General features: G+C 70.9%; 15 protein-coding genes. 5 read left to right on the plus strand and 10 right to left on the minus strand.

The features are described from left to right. The first annotated feature begins 3 nt into the window (after positions 1–3). Complete coding sequence (locus tag Ate02nite_RS04860) at positions 4–1,041, plus strand: beta propeller repeat protein (RefSeq protein WP_203799368.1); 1,038 nt, start codon at positions 4–6, stop codon at positions 1,039–1,041. Between the two features lie 3 nt (positions 1,042–1,044). Here the strand turns inward: Ate02nite_RS04860 and Ate02nite_RS04865 are convergent, their stop codons facing one another. Both Ate02nite_RS04865 and Ate02nite_RS04870 read right to left on the minus strand, forming a co-directional pair. Beyond that, entirely contained in the window at positions 1,045–2,226 is a 1,182-nt protein-coding gene (locus Ate02nite_RS04865) for an epoxide hydrolase family protein (protein WP_203799370.1), read from the minus strand. A gap of 84 nt (positions 2,227–2,310) precedes the next feature. Beyond that, on the minus strand, positions 2,311–2,880 hold the full coding sequence (locus Ate02nite_RS04870; protein ID WP_203799373.1) for a TetR/AcrR family transcriptional regulator: 570 nt from the start codon (positions 2,878–2,880) through the stop codon (positions 2,311–2,313). 81 nt (positions 2,881–2,961) lie between these two features. Between Ate02nite_RS04870 and Ate02nite_RS04875 the strand changes: the two genes are divergently transcribed. Then, positions 2,962–3,687: an SDR family oxidoreductase gene (locus tag Ate02nite_RS04875; protein WP_203799376.1), complete on the plus strand. Its 726-nt coding sequence runs from the start codon at positions 2,962–2,964 to the stop codon at positions 3,685–3,687. A 101-nt stretch (positions 3,688–3,788) separates the two neighbouring features. On the opposite strand, the gene Ate02nite_RS04880 is transcribed toward Ate02nite_RS04875, so the two are convergent. From Ate02nite_RS04880 to Ate02nite_RS04890, 3 genes are read right to left on the minus strand one after another with little or no spacing between them, the layout of a single operon-like run. After that, complete coding sequence (locus tag Ate02nite_RS04880; RefSeq protein ID WP_203799378.1) at positions 3,789–4,568, minus strand: ABC transporter ATP-binding protein; 780 nt, start codon at positions 4,566–4,568, stop codon at positions 3,789–3,791. Continuing rightward, positions 4,565–5,347, minus strand: a complete 783-nt coding sequence (locus tag Ate02nite_RS04885; protein ID WP_203799381.1) for an ABC transporter permease — start codon at positions 5,345–5,347, stop codon at positions 4,565–4,567. The genes Ate02nite_RS04880 and Ate02nite_RS04885 overlap by 4 nt, the downstream gene beginning before the upstream one ends. Before the next feature lie 60 nt (positions 5,348–5,407). Continuing rightward, the gene (locus tag Ate02nite_RS04890) at positions 5,408–6,445 is read right to left on the minus strand and encodes an ABC transporter substrate-binding protein (RefSeq protein ID WP_203799399.1); all 1,038 of its coding nucleotides are present in this window, start codon (positions 6,443–6,445) and stop codon (positions 5,408–5,410) included. 302 nt (positions 6,446–6,747) lie between these two features. On the opposite strand from Ate02nite_RS04890, the gene Ate02nite_RS04895 reads away from it, so the two are divergent. Then, the gene (locus tag Ate02nite_RS04895; RefSeq protein ID WP_203799402.1) at positions 6,748–7,401 is read left to right on the plus strand and encodes a GntR family transcriptional regulator; all 654 of its coding nucleotides are present in this window, start codon (positions 6,748–6,750) and stop codon (positions 7,399–7,401) included. Beyond that, positions 7,398–8,330, plus strand: coding sequence for a DUF6282 family protein (locus Ate02nite_RS04900; protein ID WP_203799405.1), 933 nt, complete (start codon positions 7,398–7,400; stop codon positions 8,328–8,330). Before Ate02nite_RS04895 ends, Ate02nite_RS04900 begins: the two co-directional genes overlap by 4 nt. Before the next feature lie 112 nt (positions 8,331–8,442). On the opposite strand, the gene Ate02nite_RS04905 is transcribed toward Ate02nite_RS04900, so the two are convergent. The 4 genes from Ate02nite_RS04905 to Ate02nite_RS04920 all read right to left on the minus strand — a co-directional run bounded on the left by Ate02nite_RS04905 (position 8,443) and on the right by Ate02nite_RS04920 (position 12,009). After that, positions 8,443–9,249 (minus strand): serine hydrolase domain-containing protein, encoded by an 807-nt coding sequence (locus Ate02nite_RS04905; protein WP_203799408.1) that lies wholly within the window; start codon positions 9,247–9,249, stop codon positions 8,443–8,445. 80 nt (positions 9,250–9,329) lie between these two features. Then, positions 9,330–10,088: a class I SAM-dependent methyltransferase gene (locus tag Ate02nite_RS04910; protein WP_203799411.1), complete on the minus strand. Its 759-nt coding sequence runs from the start codon at positions 10,086–10,088 to the stop codon at positions 9,330–9,332. A gap of 47 nt (positions 10,089–10,135) precedes the next feature. After that, positions 10,136–10,771, minus strand: a complete 636-nt coding sequence (locus Ate02nite_RS04915; RefSeq protein WP_203799414.1) for a response regulator transcription factor — start codon at positions 10,769–10,771, stop codon at positions 10,136–10,138. Beyond that, positions 10,723–12,009: a sensor histidine kinase gene (locus tag Ate02nite_RS04920; protein ID WP_203799417.1), complete on the minus strand. Its 1,287-nt coding sequence runs from the start codon at positions 12,007–12,009 to the stop codon at positions 10,723–10,725. Before Ate02nite_RS04920 ends, Ate02nite_RS04915 begins: the two co-directional genes overlap by 49 nt. Before the next feature lie 111 nt (positions 12,010–12,120). Between Ate02nite_RS04920 and Ate02nite_RS04925 the strand changes: the two genes are divergently transcribed. Beyond that, positions 12,121–13,119 carry a fatty acid desaturase family protein gene (locus Ate02nite_RS04925; RefSeq protein WP_203799419.1) on the plus strand — a complete coding sequence of 333 codons (999 nt, stop codon included), beginning with the start codon at positions 12,121–12,123 and terminating at the stop codon, positions 13,117–13,119. Here Ate02nite_RS04925 and Ate02nite_RS04930 read toward each other — a convergent pair. Next, positions 13,116–14,855 (minus strand): pyruvate dehydrogenase, encoded by a 1,740-nt coding sequence (locus Ate02nite_RS04930; RefSeq protein WP_203799451.1) that lies wholly within the window; start codon positions 14,853–14,855, stop codon positions 13,116–13,118. The genes Ate02nite_RS04925 and Ate02nite_RS04930 overlap by 4 nt on opposite strands. Positions 14,856–14,891 lie beyond the last annotated feature (36 nt).

The following is a 14,891-nucleotide window of genomic DNA, read 5'->3' on the forward strand; positions in this document are numbered from 1 at the left end:
CGGATGACGTTGCAGCGAAAGTTGTCGATCGTTGTTGCCGGCCTGGCCGTGGTCGCGTCCACCGCCGGCTTCACCCACGGGACCCCGCACTGGCAGCTCAGCGACACCGGAACGACCGCGCGCTTCCGCGGCCTGGCTCCGGTCAGCGACAAGGTCGCCTGGGTGGCCGGCTCGGCCGGCACGATCCTGCGGACGACAAACGGCGGCCGCAGCTGGCAGTCGGTCGGCCCGGCCGACGCGGCCGCCCTGCAGTTCCGCGACATCGAGGCGTTCGACGCCCGCAGCGCGGTCGCGCTGACCATCGGAAACGGCCCGGATTCCCGGTTGTACACAACCAACGACGCCGGCCGTACGTGGACCGAGACGTTCCGCAACGACGACCCGAACGCGTTCTACGACTGCGTGACCTTCCTGGACCGCCGGCACGGCCTGGCCCTGTCCGACCCGGTCGACGGCAAGTTCCGCATCCTGGCCACCAGCGACGGCGGCCAGACCTGGGCGGTCCGCTCCCCGGCCGGGATGCCGGCCGCGCTGGACGGCGAGTTCGCCTTCGCCGCCAGCGGCACCTGCCTGGTCTCCGCGGCCGGCCAGGCCTGGTTCGCCACCGGCGGCGGCGCGGCGTCCCGCGTCTTCACCTCCACCAACGGCGGCCACACCTGGGCGGCGACGGCGACCCCGATCCCGAGCGGCCCCAGCGCGGGCATCTACAGCCTGGCGTTCCGCGACCGCACCCACGGCCTGGCCGTGGGCGGCGACTACGCAACCCCCGAAGCGGCCCCCGCCGGCGCCGCCCACCTTCGCGGCCGCACCTGGATCGTGTCCCGAACGGTCCCCGGCGAGTACCGCTCCGGCGCAGCCTGGACCGGCCACGGCCCGGTCGCCCTGGCCGTAGGCCCAACGGGGAGCGACCTGACCACAGACGCCGGCAAGACGTGGAAGCGCTTCGACACCGGGAGCTTCGACGCGGTGCTGTGCGCTTCCGACGGCGCGTGCTGGGCGTCCGGCGAACAGGGCCGGGTGGCCGAACTGAGCTGGCGCTGACGGTCAGCGCAGCGGGCGGAAGGCGGCTCGCAGCTCGGCGGCGAACAGTTCTGGCTCCTCCCAGGCGGCGAAGTGGCCGCCTCGGTCGACCTCGCCGAAGTAGCTGAGGGTGGGGTAGGCCTGTTCGGCCCAGCTGCGCGGGGTTTGCCAGATCTCGCCGGGGAAGGCGCTGAAGCCGACCGGGATGCGCGGCGCCGGGAGCGGCGGGCTGCCGGCGGCGGGTGCGTCCGGGCCGTAGGCCTCCCAGTACGAGCGGGCCGCGGATGTGCCGGTGCCGGTCAGCCAGTAGGCGGTGATGTTGTCGAGGATGTGGTCGCGGGTGAGGTTGCCGGAGGGTTCGCCGTCGACGAACGCGCGCGCGATCTTGTAGTAGGCGTCGGTGTCGTGGTCGACCATCCAGGCGGCCAGTGCGGCCGGCGAGTCCTGCAATGCGTACCCGATGGTCTGCGGGCGGGTGGCCATCTCCACGAAGTAGCCGTTTCCGCTGGTCTGGAACGTCTTGAGCGCGGCCAGTGCGGCGTGTTCGGCGTCCGATCCGTTCGGCAGGGACGCCGGGTCGTTGAGGGCCGGCACGAGCAGGTTGGTGTGGATGGCTACCAGTCCGTCGGGGCCGATCCGGCCCATCGTGTCGGTGACGCCGGCGCCGACGTCGCCGCCCTGGGCCACGTACCGGTCGTAGCCGAGCCGGCTCATGAGTTCCGACCAGGCCCGCGCGGTGCGGCCGAGGTCCCAGCCGACCTCGGCCGGCTCGCCGGACCAGCCGTAGCCGGGCAGGGACGGCAGCACCAGGTGGAACGCGTCGGCGGCGGTGCCGCCGTGGGCGGTGGGGTCGGTGAGCGGGCCGACCGAGTCGAGCATCTCGATGACCGAGCCCGGCCAGCCATGCGTCATGATCAGCGGCAGCGCGTCCGGGTGCTCGGACCGGACGTGTACGAAGTGGATGTCGACGCCGTCGATCTCGGTGCTGAACTGGGGCAGCGCGTTGAGCCGGGATTCGACCCGCCGGCCGTCGTACTCGGTCGCCCAGTACTGGTGCAGCGCCCGCATGGTGGCCAGCTGCACCCCCTGCGAGCGGTCCCCGACCAGCTCCCGGCTGGGCCAGCGGGTCGCCGCCAGCCGGCGGCGAAGGTCGTCGAGGGCATCCTTGTCAATCTGCACGGTGAACGGCCGAATGGGTGTACTCATGTCAGGCGCCGCCTCTCTGTCAGAACAACCCCCTGAGCCTCCTCGCCTGCGGCCCGCCTCGCGCCCGTGAGACACCCTGGCCCTCTAGGCGGAGGTGAACATCCCGGCGGTGCCGATCGCGACGCGGCGGCGGGCGGCGGGCTCGTCGTCGTGGAAGCGGTCGACGGCCCAGGACAGGGCGAGGACCAGCTCGTACGCCTCGTCGGCGGTAAGGCCGGCGACCGTGTCGCCGGAGGCCGCGGCCAGCAGGGTTTCGGTCTGCGCCAGCAGCGGATCGGTGGTCGGCTTCATCGGGGAGGCGGCGTCGTGCCGAGAGGTGGCCAGGCAGTACGGCAGGTCGTGCCAGATGCGTAGCTGCCAGGTCAGCCGGAACAGCCACTCGGCCAGCGCCTCGCGCGGCGAGCGGGTGCGCGCCAACTCGTCGGCCTCGGCCAGCGCGGTGGCGATGCTGGTCTGCATGACCGCGGCCAGCAGGTCGTCCCGGGTCGGGAAGTTCCGGTAGAGGGTGGCGTTGCCGACGCCGGCCCGCAGCGCGATGCCGTCCAGCGAGGTGAGCACGCCCTCGGCCGCGAAGATCTCGCGGGCCGCGGCCAGGATCGCGTCGCGGTTGCGCTGGGCGTCCGCACGCAGCGGGCGCTTCGCCGCAGTAGCCATCACCACATCCTTCTTGACTATCCGGGGACAGTCCCCACATAGTTGAAGCGGGGGCAGTCCCCACTTGTTGAAGGAGTCTAGATGAACCAGTCACTCGACGGCCGGACGGTGCTCGTCACCGGCGCGAACGGCGGCCTCGGCGAGCACTTCGTAGGCCAAGCCCTCGACCGGGGCGCGGCGGCGGTCTACGCCGCCGCGCGCACGCCGAAGAGCTGGGCCGACGCCCGGGTGCGGCCGCTGGCCCTCGATCTGAACGACCCCGCGGCCGCGGACCGGGCCGCGCTGGCCGCGCCGGACGTCGACCTGCTGATCAACAACGCCGCGATCGCGCCGGCCGGCGACTCCATCTCCGGACCGGAGGAAGAACTTCGCAAAACCTTCGAAACCAACTTCTTCGGTACGCTCCGCGTCGCGCGCGCCTTCACCCCGGTGCTGGCGGCCAACGGCGGCGGGACCCTGCTGAACGTCCTGTCGTCGGCGGCCTGGGTCAACGTGCCGACCGGGTACGCGGCCTCGAAGGCGGCGATGTGGTCGGCGACCAACGCGCTGCGATTCGAGCTGCGCGGGCAGAAGACGCAGGTCATCGCGTTGCTGGTCGGCATGATCGACACCCCGATGTCGGCCCGCTGGGACGTGCCGAAGGTCAGCGCGCAGAGCGTGGTGGCCCAGGCCTACGACGCGGTCGCGGACGGCTCGATCGAAGTGCTGGCCGACGACCAGACCCGTTACCTGAAGTCCCGCCTGAACACCAAGGCCGAGGAGCTCTACCCCTGGCTGGACGAACAGCTCGCCTCGTTCGTGCCCTGATCGGCGCGCGAAAGTCGCGCAACGGCCGCGGCCCACCGGTGAGGTCGCGCCGGCGCCACGGCTCCCGAGGATTGCGGTTGGGGGCCCGAAAAGGCGTACGGCTAAAGGGTTGAGGTTTTGGGGAGGTGGGTGTCGCTCAGCAGGAGCGAATGCAGCTCGGCCGAGACACCGGCGACCTGGTCCATGTGCGCGTTGTGGCCGAAGGAGCGCGGGCGCGGGATCGGGATCTCGACCAGGCGCCGCACCTGGCCGGGGCGGGAGCTGAGGACCGCGACCCGGTCGGCCAGCAGGACCGCCTCCTGAATGGAGTGGGTCACAAAAACGATGGTCGTGCCGAGGTCCATGTGGATACGCTGAAGCTCCACGGCCAGTTCCTCGCGGGTCAGCGCGTCGAGGGCCGAGAACGGCTCGTCCATCAGCATGACCTTGGGGTTCTGGATCAGCGCGCGGCAGAGTGAGACGCGCTGCTGCATGCCGCCGGAGAGTTCGTGCGGCAGGCGTTTGCGGAAGGCCGTGAGGCCGGTGGTTTCCAGGAGGCGGTCGACCTGGGCGCGGTGGTCGGCCTTGCGGCGGCCGAAGATCTCGACCGGCAGCATGATGTTGTCCTCGACCGAGCGCCACGGCAGCAGGGCCGGCTTCTGGAAGACCATCGCGACGTCGCGGCGCGGCTCGCGCACCACCTCGCCGGCCACCCGCACCTCGCCCTTGGTCGGCTTGAGCAGGCCGGCGACCATGCGCAGCAGGGTGGATTTACCGCAGCCGGAGCGGCCGATCACGGTGAGGAACTCGCCCTCGCCGATGGTCAGGCTGATGTCCCGGATCGCCTCGACCGGGCCGGACTTGCCCTTGAACGTCTGCGATACGCCGTCGATAGAAATCATTTCGCGACCCTCCACGGGACGAGCAGGCGTTCGATCCCGGCGACCAGATAGAAGAGGACGACGCCGGTGACGGCCAGCAGGACCAGCGCGGCGAAGGCCAGCGGGGTGTCGTTGGAGGCGCCGGAGCCGGCGATGACCGAGCCGAGGCCGCGGTCGGGGTTGACCACCTCGCCGATCACCGCGCCGATGATGGCCAGCGGGGTGGCGACCTTGAGGCCGACGAAGACCTGCGGCAGCGCCCAGGTGAGCCGCACCTTGACGAAGGTCTGCCACCAGGACGCCTTCAGCGAGCGGGTGAGTTCCTGCAGGTCGTCGGGGGTGGAGGTGAGCCCGGCCATGGTCGAGACGATCACCGGGAAGAAGCTCACCAGGACCACCATGACGATTTTCGGGGAGTCGCCGAAACCCATCCAGACCAGCAGCAGCGGCGCGAGGGCGACCTTGGGCACCGCGTTGATCGCGGCCAGGATCGGCATCGCCATCCGCTCGACGGTGCGCGACGCGGCCAGGGTCACCGCGATCACCAGGCCGAGGGCCACCGCGATGGCGAACCCGATCAACACCCGCTGCAGGGTGGTCCAGGTTTCCTGAAGGAGAAACTCGGGCGTACGCAGGAACGTGTCGACGACGTCGGCCGGTGAGGGCACGTAGAACGGGTCGATGTGGAACGCCGCGGTGATCGCCCACCAGCCGGTGACCGTGATGATCACGCCGAGGATCGGCAGCCCCACGTTGGTCCACACCCGCGAGGTCCGCGAGCCGGCGTCGAAGTCCGTCATGTTTCCTGCTCCTGTGTAGAGCGTGCGCGGGGCGGGAGTTTACCCGCCCCGCGCAGTGCGTCAGCTGGCCGGGATGAAGCTGAAGTCGACGACCTTGTCCGGCGTGAGGCCGGCCGGGATCAGGCCGTTGCCCTGCAGAACCGCGATGCTGCGGGCCACCCGCTCCTGGTCGAGGTGGCCGAGCGGGGCACCGTTCGGCGGAGCGACGTACGGCTTCATGGCGTTGATCTCACCGACGGCCGCGGGGATGGCGGCGGTCGGCTCGGCCTTGTTCATGATGCTGGCGGCCTCGTCGGGGTGGTCGACGGCGTACTGCAGGCCCTTCATCGCGGCGTCGGTGAACTTCTTCACCAGGTCCTTGTCGCTGGCGATGAGCTCCTCGCGGGCGATGATCGCGTTGCCGAACAGGTCGGACAGGTACTCCGAGTACGGCATCACGGTCACCTCCTTCTTGGAGGCGGTCTCCAGGGCCTTCTTGCTGAGCAGGAAGGTCGACAGCGCGTCCACCTTGCGCTGGGCCATCAGGCCGTTCAGCGCGGTGGCCTGGGCGCCCTGCAGCTTGACCGACTTGGGGTCGAGGCCGGCCTGCTTGGCGTAGGCCGGGAAGAGCAGCTCGCTCACCGAACCGGTACCGGTGCCGACGGTCTTGCCGGCCAGGTCGGTCGGCTTGGTGATCTTGGTGTCGGCCGTGGTCATGATGGACACCAGCGTCTGCTGGTGCACCGCGGCGACCGCGCGCCAGTTGGTGAACTTGCCCAGGCCGGCCTGGATCTCGGCGCCGGTGAAGTCGAGGGCCGCGAACTGCGCGCCGCCCGACTTGATCAGCGTGAGGTTCTGGACGTTACCGGTGCCCTTCTGGATGTCGACGTCGATGCCGGCGTCCTTGAAGAAGCCCTTCTCCTTCGCCACCCATACGAAGGAGTCACGGCCCACGGCGCCGAACGCCGTCACGTAGGTGACCTTCTTCAGGTCGCCGCTGCCGGCGCTGACGGTCGAGCCGCCGTCGCTGGAGCTGTCGTCCTTGGAGCATGCACTGGCCGTCACGAGCACCGTGGCGAGCAGCGTGGTAGCCGCCAGCACACGAGAGCGTCTGAACATCCCTAAGCCTCCTGAGAATCCGCCGGTCCGATCGGCGGCGATGACTGTTCGTCTGACCTGCATGGACGGTCTGTCAATTGACGATCGTCCGTTCGGTCCCGCGTCCGGTCGAGATCGTAGAGCAGGGGGTCTCACCTGTCATCGCGCTCTTTTCGGGCGAATCGGCCGTCATATACTGGCCATCGCCCTCCCAAATGGACATCGACGCAGGTCAAGCGTCGGTTGACAGTGATCGGGCCGAACGCGATGCTGTGCACAAGATTGTGAGCAATCCGTGGCTCTTCTGAGGGGGACAGCATTTCGTGACGTCGCCTGCCGTCGACGACGCCTACGAGCGGTTGCGGTCCCTCATCTACACCGGCGAACTGATGCCGAACGAGCGCCTCGTCGAGGCCGATCTGGCCCAGCGGCTACAGGTCAGCCGGGCGATCGTGCGCACCGCGCTGGTCCGCCTCGGCCAGGACGGGATCGTCGTGCACACCCCGCACCGCGGGGCCCGGGTGCGGGTGGTGACCGACGCCGAGGCGGTGGAGATCCTCCAGGCCCGAGCCGTGCTGGAAGCGTTGACCGCCCGGCAGGCCGCGGCCCGCGCCACCGCCCGGGAGATCACCGCGGTCCGCCGGGTGCTGACCGGCATGGAACGCAAACTCGCGGAGGGCGACCTGCTCGGTTACTCCGAGGGCAATGCCGCCCTGCACGCCGCGATCATCGCGGCGGCCCGGCACGAGACCGCGGCCCGGCTGATTGCCGGACTGCGCGGCCAGATGGTCCGGTTCCAGTTCCGCACCATCCTGGTCCCCGGGCGGGCCCCCGATTCGCTGGCCGAGCACACCGCGATCGTGGACGCGATCGCCGGCCGCGACCCGGACGCCGCCGAGAACGCCATGCGGCACCACCTGAGCCATGTCGAAGCGGCACTGTCCCGCCGACGCCTTAGTCATTTTGGAGAGTCATGAGCGAGCACCCTGTCCCGTCCGCGGCCGCGCGCGAGATCGTCACCGGGGGTTACGACACGCACGTGCACATCGCCCCCGACGTGATGGAACGGCGCATCGACGACCTGTCCCTGGCCCGGCGGTTTTCCGAGGTCGGGCTGGCCGGGTTTGTCATCAAATCGCACTACCTGACGACCGCCGAGCGGGCCTCGGTGGTCCGGGCGGCGGTTCCGGGCACCGACGTGCTGGGCGCGATCACCCTGAACGGCTCGATGGGCGGCATGAACCCGGCCGCCGTGGAGATCGCCGGCCGGCTGGGCGCCCGGATTGTCTGGATGCCCACCGTCGACTCCCGCAACCAGCGCAGCAGCACCGCCTCCGACCTGCCCGGCAGCAAGCCGGCGATGTGGGGCGCGCTGCAGGCCGACCTGCACGCGCAGGGCATCGTCCCCGACGTGGTCGAGGTCCTTTCCTCCGACGGCGTCACTGTGCTGGAGTCGGTGCGCAAGGTGCTGCGGGTGATCGCCCGGCACGACATGGTGCTGGCCACCGGCCACCTGTCGGCCCCGGAGATCCTCGCCGTTGTCAGGGCTTCAAAAACCGAGGGCGTCCGCCGGATCGTCGTGACCCACCCCGAATTCACGTCGCAGCGGCTGACGGTCGAGCAGCAGCAGGAGTTGGCGGCCGAAGGCGCCCTGCTGGAGCGCTGCTTCACCACGCCGTACACCGGCAAGGTGTCCTGGGAGGACCTGTTCGCCAACATCCGCGCGGTCGGGCCGCAGCACTCGGTGCTTTCCAGCGACCTCGGCCAGCCGTTCAACCCGCCCGTCGAGGACGGGTTGGCCCTCTTCGCGGACCGCTTGCTGGCGGCCGGCTTCACCGCCGACGAAATCCGGACGATGGCCGTCGAGAATTCCCGGCGCCTGGCCGCCGACCCCAAAAACCTTTAGCGGGTACGCCTTTTCGCGCTCGACAACCGCAATTATCGCGAACCCCGCCTTCGGCGGCTGCCGCCGGCGCGACCCGGGCGATGGGTCCAGGCCGGAGCGCGGCCTTCGCGCTTTACCCGGTGAGGCCGACCAGCTGTTTGCCGAGGGACTCGGCCGGCTCCGGGTCGTCGGTGAGCGCGATGACGATGGCCGACGTGGCGGTCGCCGGCGACGCGATGACGAAGGTGACGCAGCCGGGCGAGCGGCCGGTGTGTGCAAAGGCAGGACCGCGTTCGCCGGGCAGGATGTGCGAACCCCAGGCGTACGGCACGAAGGCCCCGTCCCGCAGCTTGCCCGGCTGGCGCAGCACAGCGGTGAGGCGCGGGCCGAGGGCGCCGATGTGCATCGCCTCGGCCCAGCGCAGCATGTCGCGCGCGGTCGACCAGACCTCGTCGCCGGACGGCCCAGCCCGGAACTGGGTCGAGGCCATGCCGAGCGGGGTGAACAGGTGCTTCTGGGCGATCTCGGCAACCGGCCGGCCGGCGGCCCGCTCGGCCAGAATCGCCAGGCAGGCGTAACCGATGTCGCTGTCCGAGAAGACCGTCCCCGGCTCGGCCTCCGGCCGGGACAGCCCCTCGATCCAGTCGCCACGCCCGGCCGGCACCGCTTCCCCAGGCAGCCCACTGGTGTGGTGGATCAGGTGGTGCAGGCGGATGGGCGCGGCCCAGGCCGGCAGCTCGGGCAGCAGCGTGCGCACCGGCAGGTTGGGATCAAGGTCGCCCTGCCGAACGAGAATCGCGACGCAGGTCGCCACGATCCACCTCCCGGCGGCCGCGATGCTGACCACCGTCTCGGCCTCCTCCGCGGCGTCGCCGAGCCAGGTGACACCGGCGGCGTTCGCATAGCCGGCCGTCATCCGCGTCCTCTCGTCAACTGCCACGCCGCCAAGATAGCGACCCCCGCGCCCGCCCGCCCGACTCCCGGTCCGTCCTCCACTCCCCTCCGGCCCCGTCGCGAGGCCTAGGCGGGCTTGGTCCCGCAGGCCAGGAGATGGATAGAGGCTTCGGCCATGGCTGTCTCCGCGACTCGCGCGAGTTCCAACGCGCCGGCGTTGAGTGCCGGGTCGCGCCGAGCCCACGCGCCGGTGGGGCCTTCGACTCCGACGACCTGAACGTGGTGCAGCCCGGCGGTTCGTAGCTCGGTCTCGAGTTCGCGGGTGTCGTGCAGGTAGGCCACCCGGTCCCAGCCGTCGCCCTCCTCGACATGCCCGTGCCGCATCGACGCCACCGTGTGCCGGTGCCGGGCCGGATCGCCGAGCTCGCCGGCCGCCGCCCGGACGAAGACCCGGCCCCAGCGCGACAGGGCCGCGGCCACCAGGACTCCGCCGGGGCGCAGCACCCGGGACGCCTCGGTGAGCGCCTGCGCACGGTCGGCGGCATCCGGAAGGTGGTACAGCGGCCCCAGAAGCAGCACGGCATCGGCCGTCTCGTCGCCGGCCGGCAGCCGCCTCGCGTCACCCACCTGGGCCGGCACGCCCTTGGCCCGGGCCTGGTCCACATGCTTGGGCACGATGTCGTAGAGCGTGACCTCGTAGCCGAGGTCGAGCAGGTGCCGGGCCTGGCGGCCGGGTCCGCCGCCGGCGTCGATCACCCGGCCCGGCGCTGGTGGGAGCCAGCGGGCCAGCAGTTCACAGGTCCGCACCCACTCCACCTGGTTGCGGTCCAGCGTCATCCGGATGTCCTCGTCCCCGAGGGTATAGATGTCAACCATGCCCGCCATGACTGAAGCGTCGGCGGTAACCGGGGATACGAGCAACGCAATTCCGGTCAGGCGTTGAGGTAGGCCAGGACGGCCAGGACGCGGCGGTTGTCGTCTTCGGACGGGGGCAGGTCGAGCTTGGTGAAGATGTTGTTGATGTGTTTGCTCACCGCCTTCTCGGTCACGAACAGGCGGGCCGCGATCGCCGCGTTCGAGCGGCCCGCCGCCATCTCGCCGAGCACCTCGCGCTCCCGGCCGGTCAGCACGTCGAGCGGGCGGCTGCGGTCGAGGAGCCGGGCCACCACCTCCGGGTCCATCACCGTGCCGCCGCCCGCCACCTGCCGGACCGCGTCGATGAACTGGGCCACGTCGGAGACCCGGTCCTTGAGCAGGTAGCCGACGCCGCCGCTGCGGTCGCCGAGCAGCTCGCGCGCGTAGAGCGGCTCGACGTGCTGGGACAGCACCAGGACCGGCTGGCCGGGCACGGCGGTGCGGGCCGCGATCGCCGCCTGCAGACCCTCGTCGGTGAAGGTGGGCGGCAGCCGGACGTCGACGACCGCGACGTCCGGCTTGTGGCCGAGCAGGGTGGGCAGCAGCGCGGGGCCGTTGTCGACGGCCGCGACCACCCGGAATTCAAAGGCCTCGAGCAGCCGCGTCAGTCCGTCCCGGAGGAGAGCGTGGTCCTCGGCGATGACAACACGCACGGCAACTCCATGGTCACGATGGTCGGCCCACCGGGCGGGCTGGACAGCGTCATCGTGCCATCGAAAGCGCCCAGACGGCGGCCGATGCCCTTGAGGCCCGTGCCACGGTCGGGGTCGGCGCCGCCCCGGCCGTCGTCGCCGACCTCCATGCGCAGCGTGTCGCCCTCGCAGCGCATGCTCACGTAGGCGACCGTGGCCCCGCTGTGCACTGTCGCGTTGGCCAGCGCCTCGGCGACCGCGAAGTAGGCGGCCGACTCGACCGGGGTGTCGAGCCGCTCGGCCACCTCGGAGTCGACGGCGGTCGGCAGGCGCAGGTTGAGAGCGAGCGCCCGGACCGCGCCGTCGAGCCCGCGCTCGGCCAGCACCGGCGGGTGGATGCCGCGGACCAGGTGACGCAGCTCCACCAGCGCGGTCGAGCTGGCCTCGCGGGCCTCGGCGAGCAGCCGCTTGGCGGCTTCCGGGTCGCGGCCGAACAATTCCTCGGCGAGGCCGATGGTCATGCCGAGCGAGACCAGCCGGGCCTGGGCGCCGTCGTGCAGGTCGCGCTCGATGCGGCGCAGCTCGGCGGCCTGGGCGTCGACCGTGTCGGCCCGGCTGTGCGACAGCTGGGTGACCCGGGCCCGCAACCGGGCGTTGGTGGTGGGGGCCAGCAGCAGCCGGTTGAACAGGGCGTCGTAGCGGCGCAGGTAGGGTGCCGCGGCCAGGCCGATGGCCAGGAACAGGGCGCCCTGCGGCAGCGACAGCAGGCCCTCGCTGACCGTGTCGATCGGCCAGATGACGCCGTAGCCATACCAGCCGGTGCCGAGCCAGATCCACAGTGGCAGCAGGATGATGCCCTCCACCCCGTAGAGCGGGATGAGCAGCGAGGCGACGCCGAGGACCAGTCCGACGACCGCGCCCGGCACCAGCCAGGCCAGGTCGCGCCAGGTGGCCGGGTCGGTGACGATCCACTTGTAGGCGCGCCAGCCGACCGGCCGGGCGATCGGCGGCCGGGGACGATAGGGCCGCTCGATCGGCACGCCCTGCCACCCGGCGACCGCGCGGGCGGCGTCGGCCCGCAGCCGCACCAGCACGGTCACCAGCGGCAGCAGGATCAGGCCGAGGCCCCAGACCGCGGTCGTGAGCAGCGCGACCAGGAACAGGACGAGCAGCACCACATTCGCGATCGAGAGAGCGATCGCGAGCACCCCGCCGGCCACCGCCCGCAACCCCTCACGAAGCCAGTCTCTCGTCTCCATGGGTTCCATCCTGGCGGGTCGGGGCACGGAACTCAGTAGTGCTAGCACTACTCCCGAAAGTAGGCCTGGCACTCCTGACTCGGAACCCGCGAACCGGTTGAGTTGACCGGCATGACGACCACGACAGCGCGACCGCGCAGCGACTTCGCCGAGCTCGGCCGCCGCATCAACGCGGCCGGCCTCCTGGAGCGGCGGCCGGCCTATTACGCCTTTCGCCTCGGTGCGGTGGCCGCGGCGCTGGCCGCCGGCTGGACCGCGTTCTTCCTGATCGGCTCCTCCTGGTGGACCCTGGCCGTGGCCGCCTTCCTGGCCGTGGTGTTCGCCCAGGTCGCACTGGTCGCCCACGACCTGGCCCACCGGCAGGTGTTCCGCACCAACGCGCCGAGCCGCCGGGCCGGCCTGGTCGCCGGCAACCTGGCGATCGGCATGTCCTATGGCTACTGGATGGACAAGCACACCAAGCACCACGCCAACCCCAACCACGACGACCTCGACCCCGACGTCGGCCCGGGGGTGCTGGTGTGGAGCCCGGAAGCCGCCCGGGGCAAGGGATTCCTCACCCGCTACCAGGCGTGGCTCTTCTTCCCGCTGCTCACCCTGCTGGGCATCTCGCTGAAGAAGGACAGCATCCGGGCGCTGCGCGACGGCACGGTGAAAAAGCGTGGCGTGGAGACCGTCCTGCTGGCGGTGCACCTGGCCGGTTACGCGGCGGCGCTGCTGCTGGTGCTGTCGCCGCTGCAGGCGCTCGCCTTCCTCGTGGTGCACCAGGCCCTGTTCGGGGTCTACCTGGGCCTGACGTTCGCCCCCAACCACAAGGGCATGCCGCATCCGACCGGCGACGAAGACTTCCTCCGCAAGCAGGTGCTGACCTCGCGCAACGTGCGCGGCGGCTGGTTGGTCGACAACGCGCTGGGCGGCCTCAACTACCAGATCGAGCACCACCTGTTCCCGTCCATGCCGACCCCCAACCTGCGCAAGGCACAGCCGATCGTCCAGCGCTACTGCGCGGAGATCGGCGTGCCCTACGAGATGACGTCGCTGACCGAGTCGTACGCCCAGGCCCTGCGCCACCTCCACGAGGTCGGCGCCGAGCTGCGGGCCGAGCACTAACGAGGAACGTTGCGCAGGTTGGTGCGGGCCAGGTGGGCCATCTGGCCCACCCCGCCGGCCAGCACGGTCCGGCCCATCGCCAGAGCGAAGCCGCTGGCCTCCTCCTTGGTGATGTGCGGGGGCAGCTCCAGGGCGTCCGGGTCGGTGACCACATCCAGAAGGGCGGGGCCGTCGTGATCGAGCACCTCGCGCATGGCGGCCCGCACGTCGGCGGCCTTCTCCACCCGCACGGTGTGGAAACCGGCCGCCCGGGCGATCGCCGCGAAGTCGACGTTGTCGTGGTCGGTCTCGAACGGCGGGTCCCCGGCCACCAGCATCTCCAGCCGCACCATGCCGAGGCTCGAGTTGTTGAAGACCACGACCTTCACCGGCAGCCGGTGGGTGCGGGCCGTGAGCAGTTCGCCGAGCAGCATCGACAGGCCGCCGTCCCCCGACATCGACACCACCTGCCGGCTCCGGTCGAGCATCTGCGCGCCGAGCGCGTGCGGCAGGGCGTTCGCCATCGTGCCGTGCACCCACGAGCCGAGCAGCCGGCGCTTGCCGTTGGGGGTGATGTAACGGGCGATCCAGGAACAGCACATGCCGGTGTCGGCCGTGAAGATCGCGTCGTCGGCGGCCTCCTCGTCGAGCACCCGGGCGACGTATTCGGGGTGGATCGGCGACAGGTGCTCGATGTCGTGGGTGTACGCGTCGACCACCCGGTCCAGCTCTTTCGAGTGCTTGTGCAGCATCTGATCGAGGAAGTCCCGCTTCTTCGGCGCGAGCTTCGGCAGCAGCGCCCGGATCGTCGCGCCGACGTCGCCGGCCACGCCCATCTCGAGGGCGCTGCGCCGGCCCAGGTGGGACGGGTCGATGTCGACCTGCACGGTGTTCTTCTGCGGCAGGAACTGCCGGTAGGGGAAGTCGGTGCCGAGCAGCAGGAGCAGGTCGGCCTCGTGGCAGGCCTGGTAACAGGAGCCGTAACCCAGCAGACCCGACATCCCCACGTCGTACGGGTTGTCGTACTGCAGCGATTCCTTGCCGCGCAGGCTGTGCCCGACCGGGGCGTTGATCTTTTCGGCCAGCGCCAGCACCTCGGCCCGGGCCCCGGCGCAGCCGATCCCGCCGAAGATGGCGACCTTTTCCGCGGCGTTGATCCGCTCGGCCAGCGCGTCGATCACGTCAGCCGGCGGCGCGCCCAGCACCCGTCCCGCCATCGGGTGTCCGGTGCCGGTCTCGTTGACCGCGGCCGCCTCCAGCACATCACCCGGCACCACAAGCACCGCCGCCCCCAGCTTGCCCACCGCGGCCTGGATGCCCACCCGGACCATCCGCGGCATCTGCTCGGCCGACGACACCATCTCGGTCCAGTGGCTGGCCTGCTCGAACAGGCGCTTCGGGTCGGTCTCCTGGAAGAAGCCGGTGCCGATCTCGGTGGAGACGATGTGCGAGGCGATCGCCAGCACCGGCGCCCCCGACCGATGCGCGTCGAAAACGCCCTGGATGAGGTGGGTGTTGCCGGGCCCGCAACTGCCGGCGCAGACCGCCAGCCGGCCGGTGAGCTGCGCCTCCGCCGACGCCGCGAAGGCGGCCGCCTCCTCGTTGCGCACGTGCACCCACTCGATCTCGCCGCTGCGCCGGATGGCGTCACTCAGCGAGTTGAGGCTGTCCCCCACGATGCCGTAAATCCGGCGCACACCCGACTGCACCAGCACCTCGACCAATTGGTCGGCGACCGTCTGCTTCTTCCCGAACACCCCGAGCCTCCCGCCCGTCATGGAACCGTGTGGTGA

This window comes from Paractinoplanes tereljensis (assembly GCF_016862435.1).
GTDB lineage: Bacteria > Actinomycetota > Actinomycetes > Mycobacteriales > Micromonosporaceae > Actinoplanes > Actinoplanes tereljensis.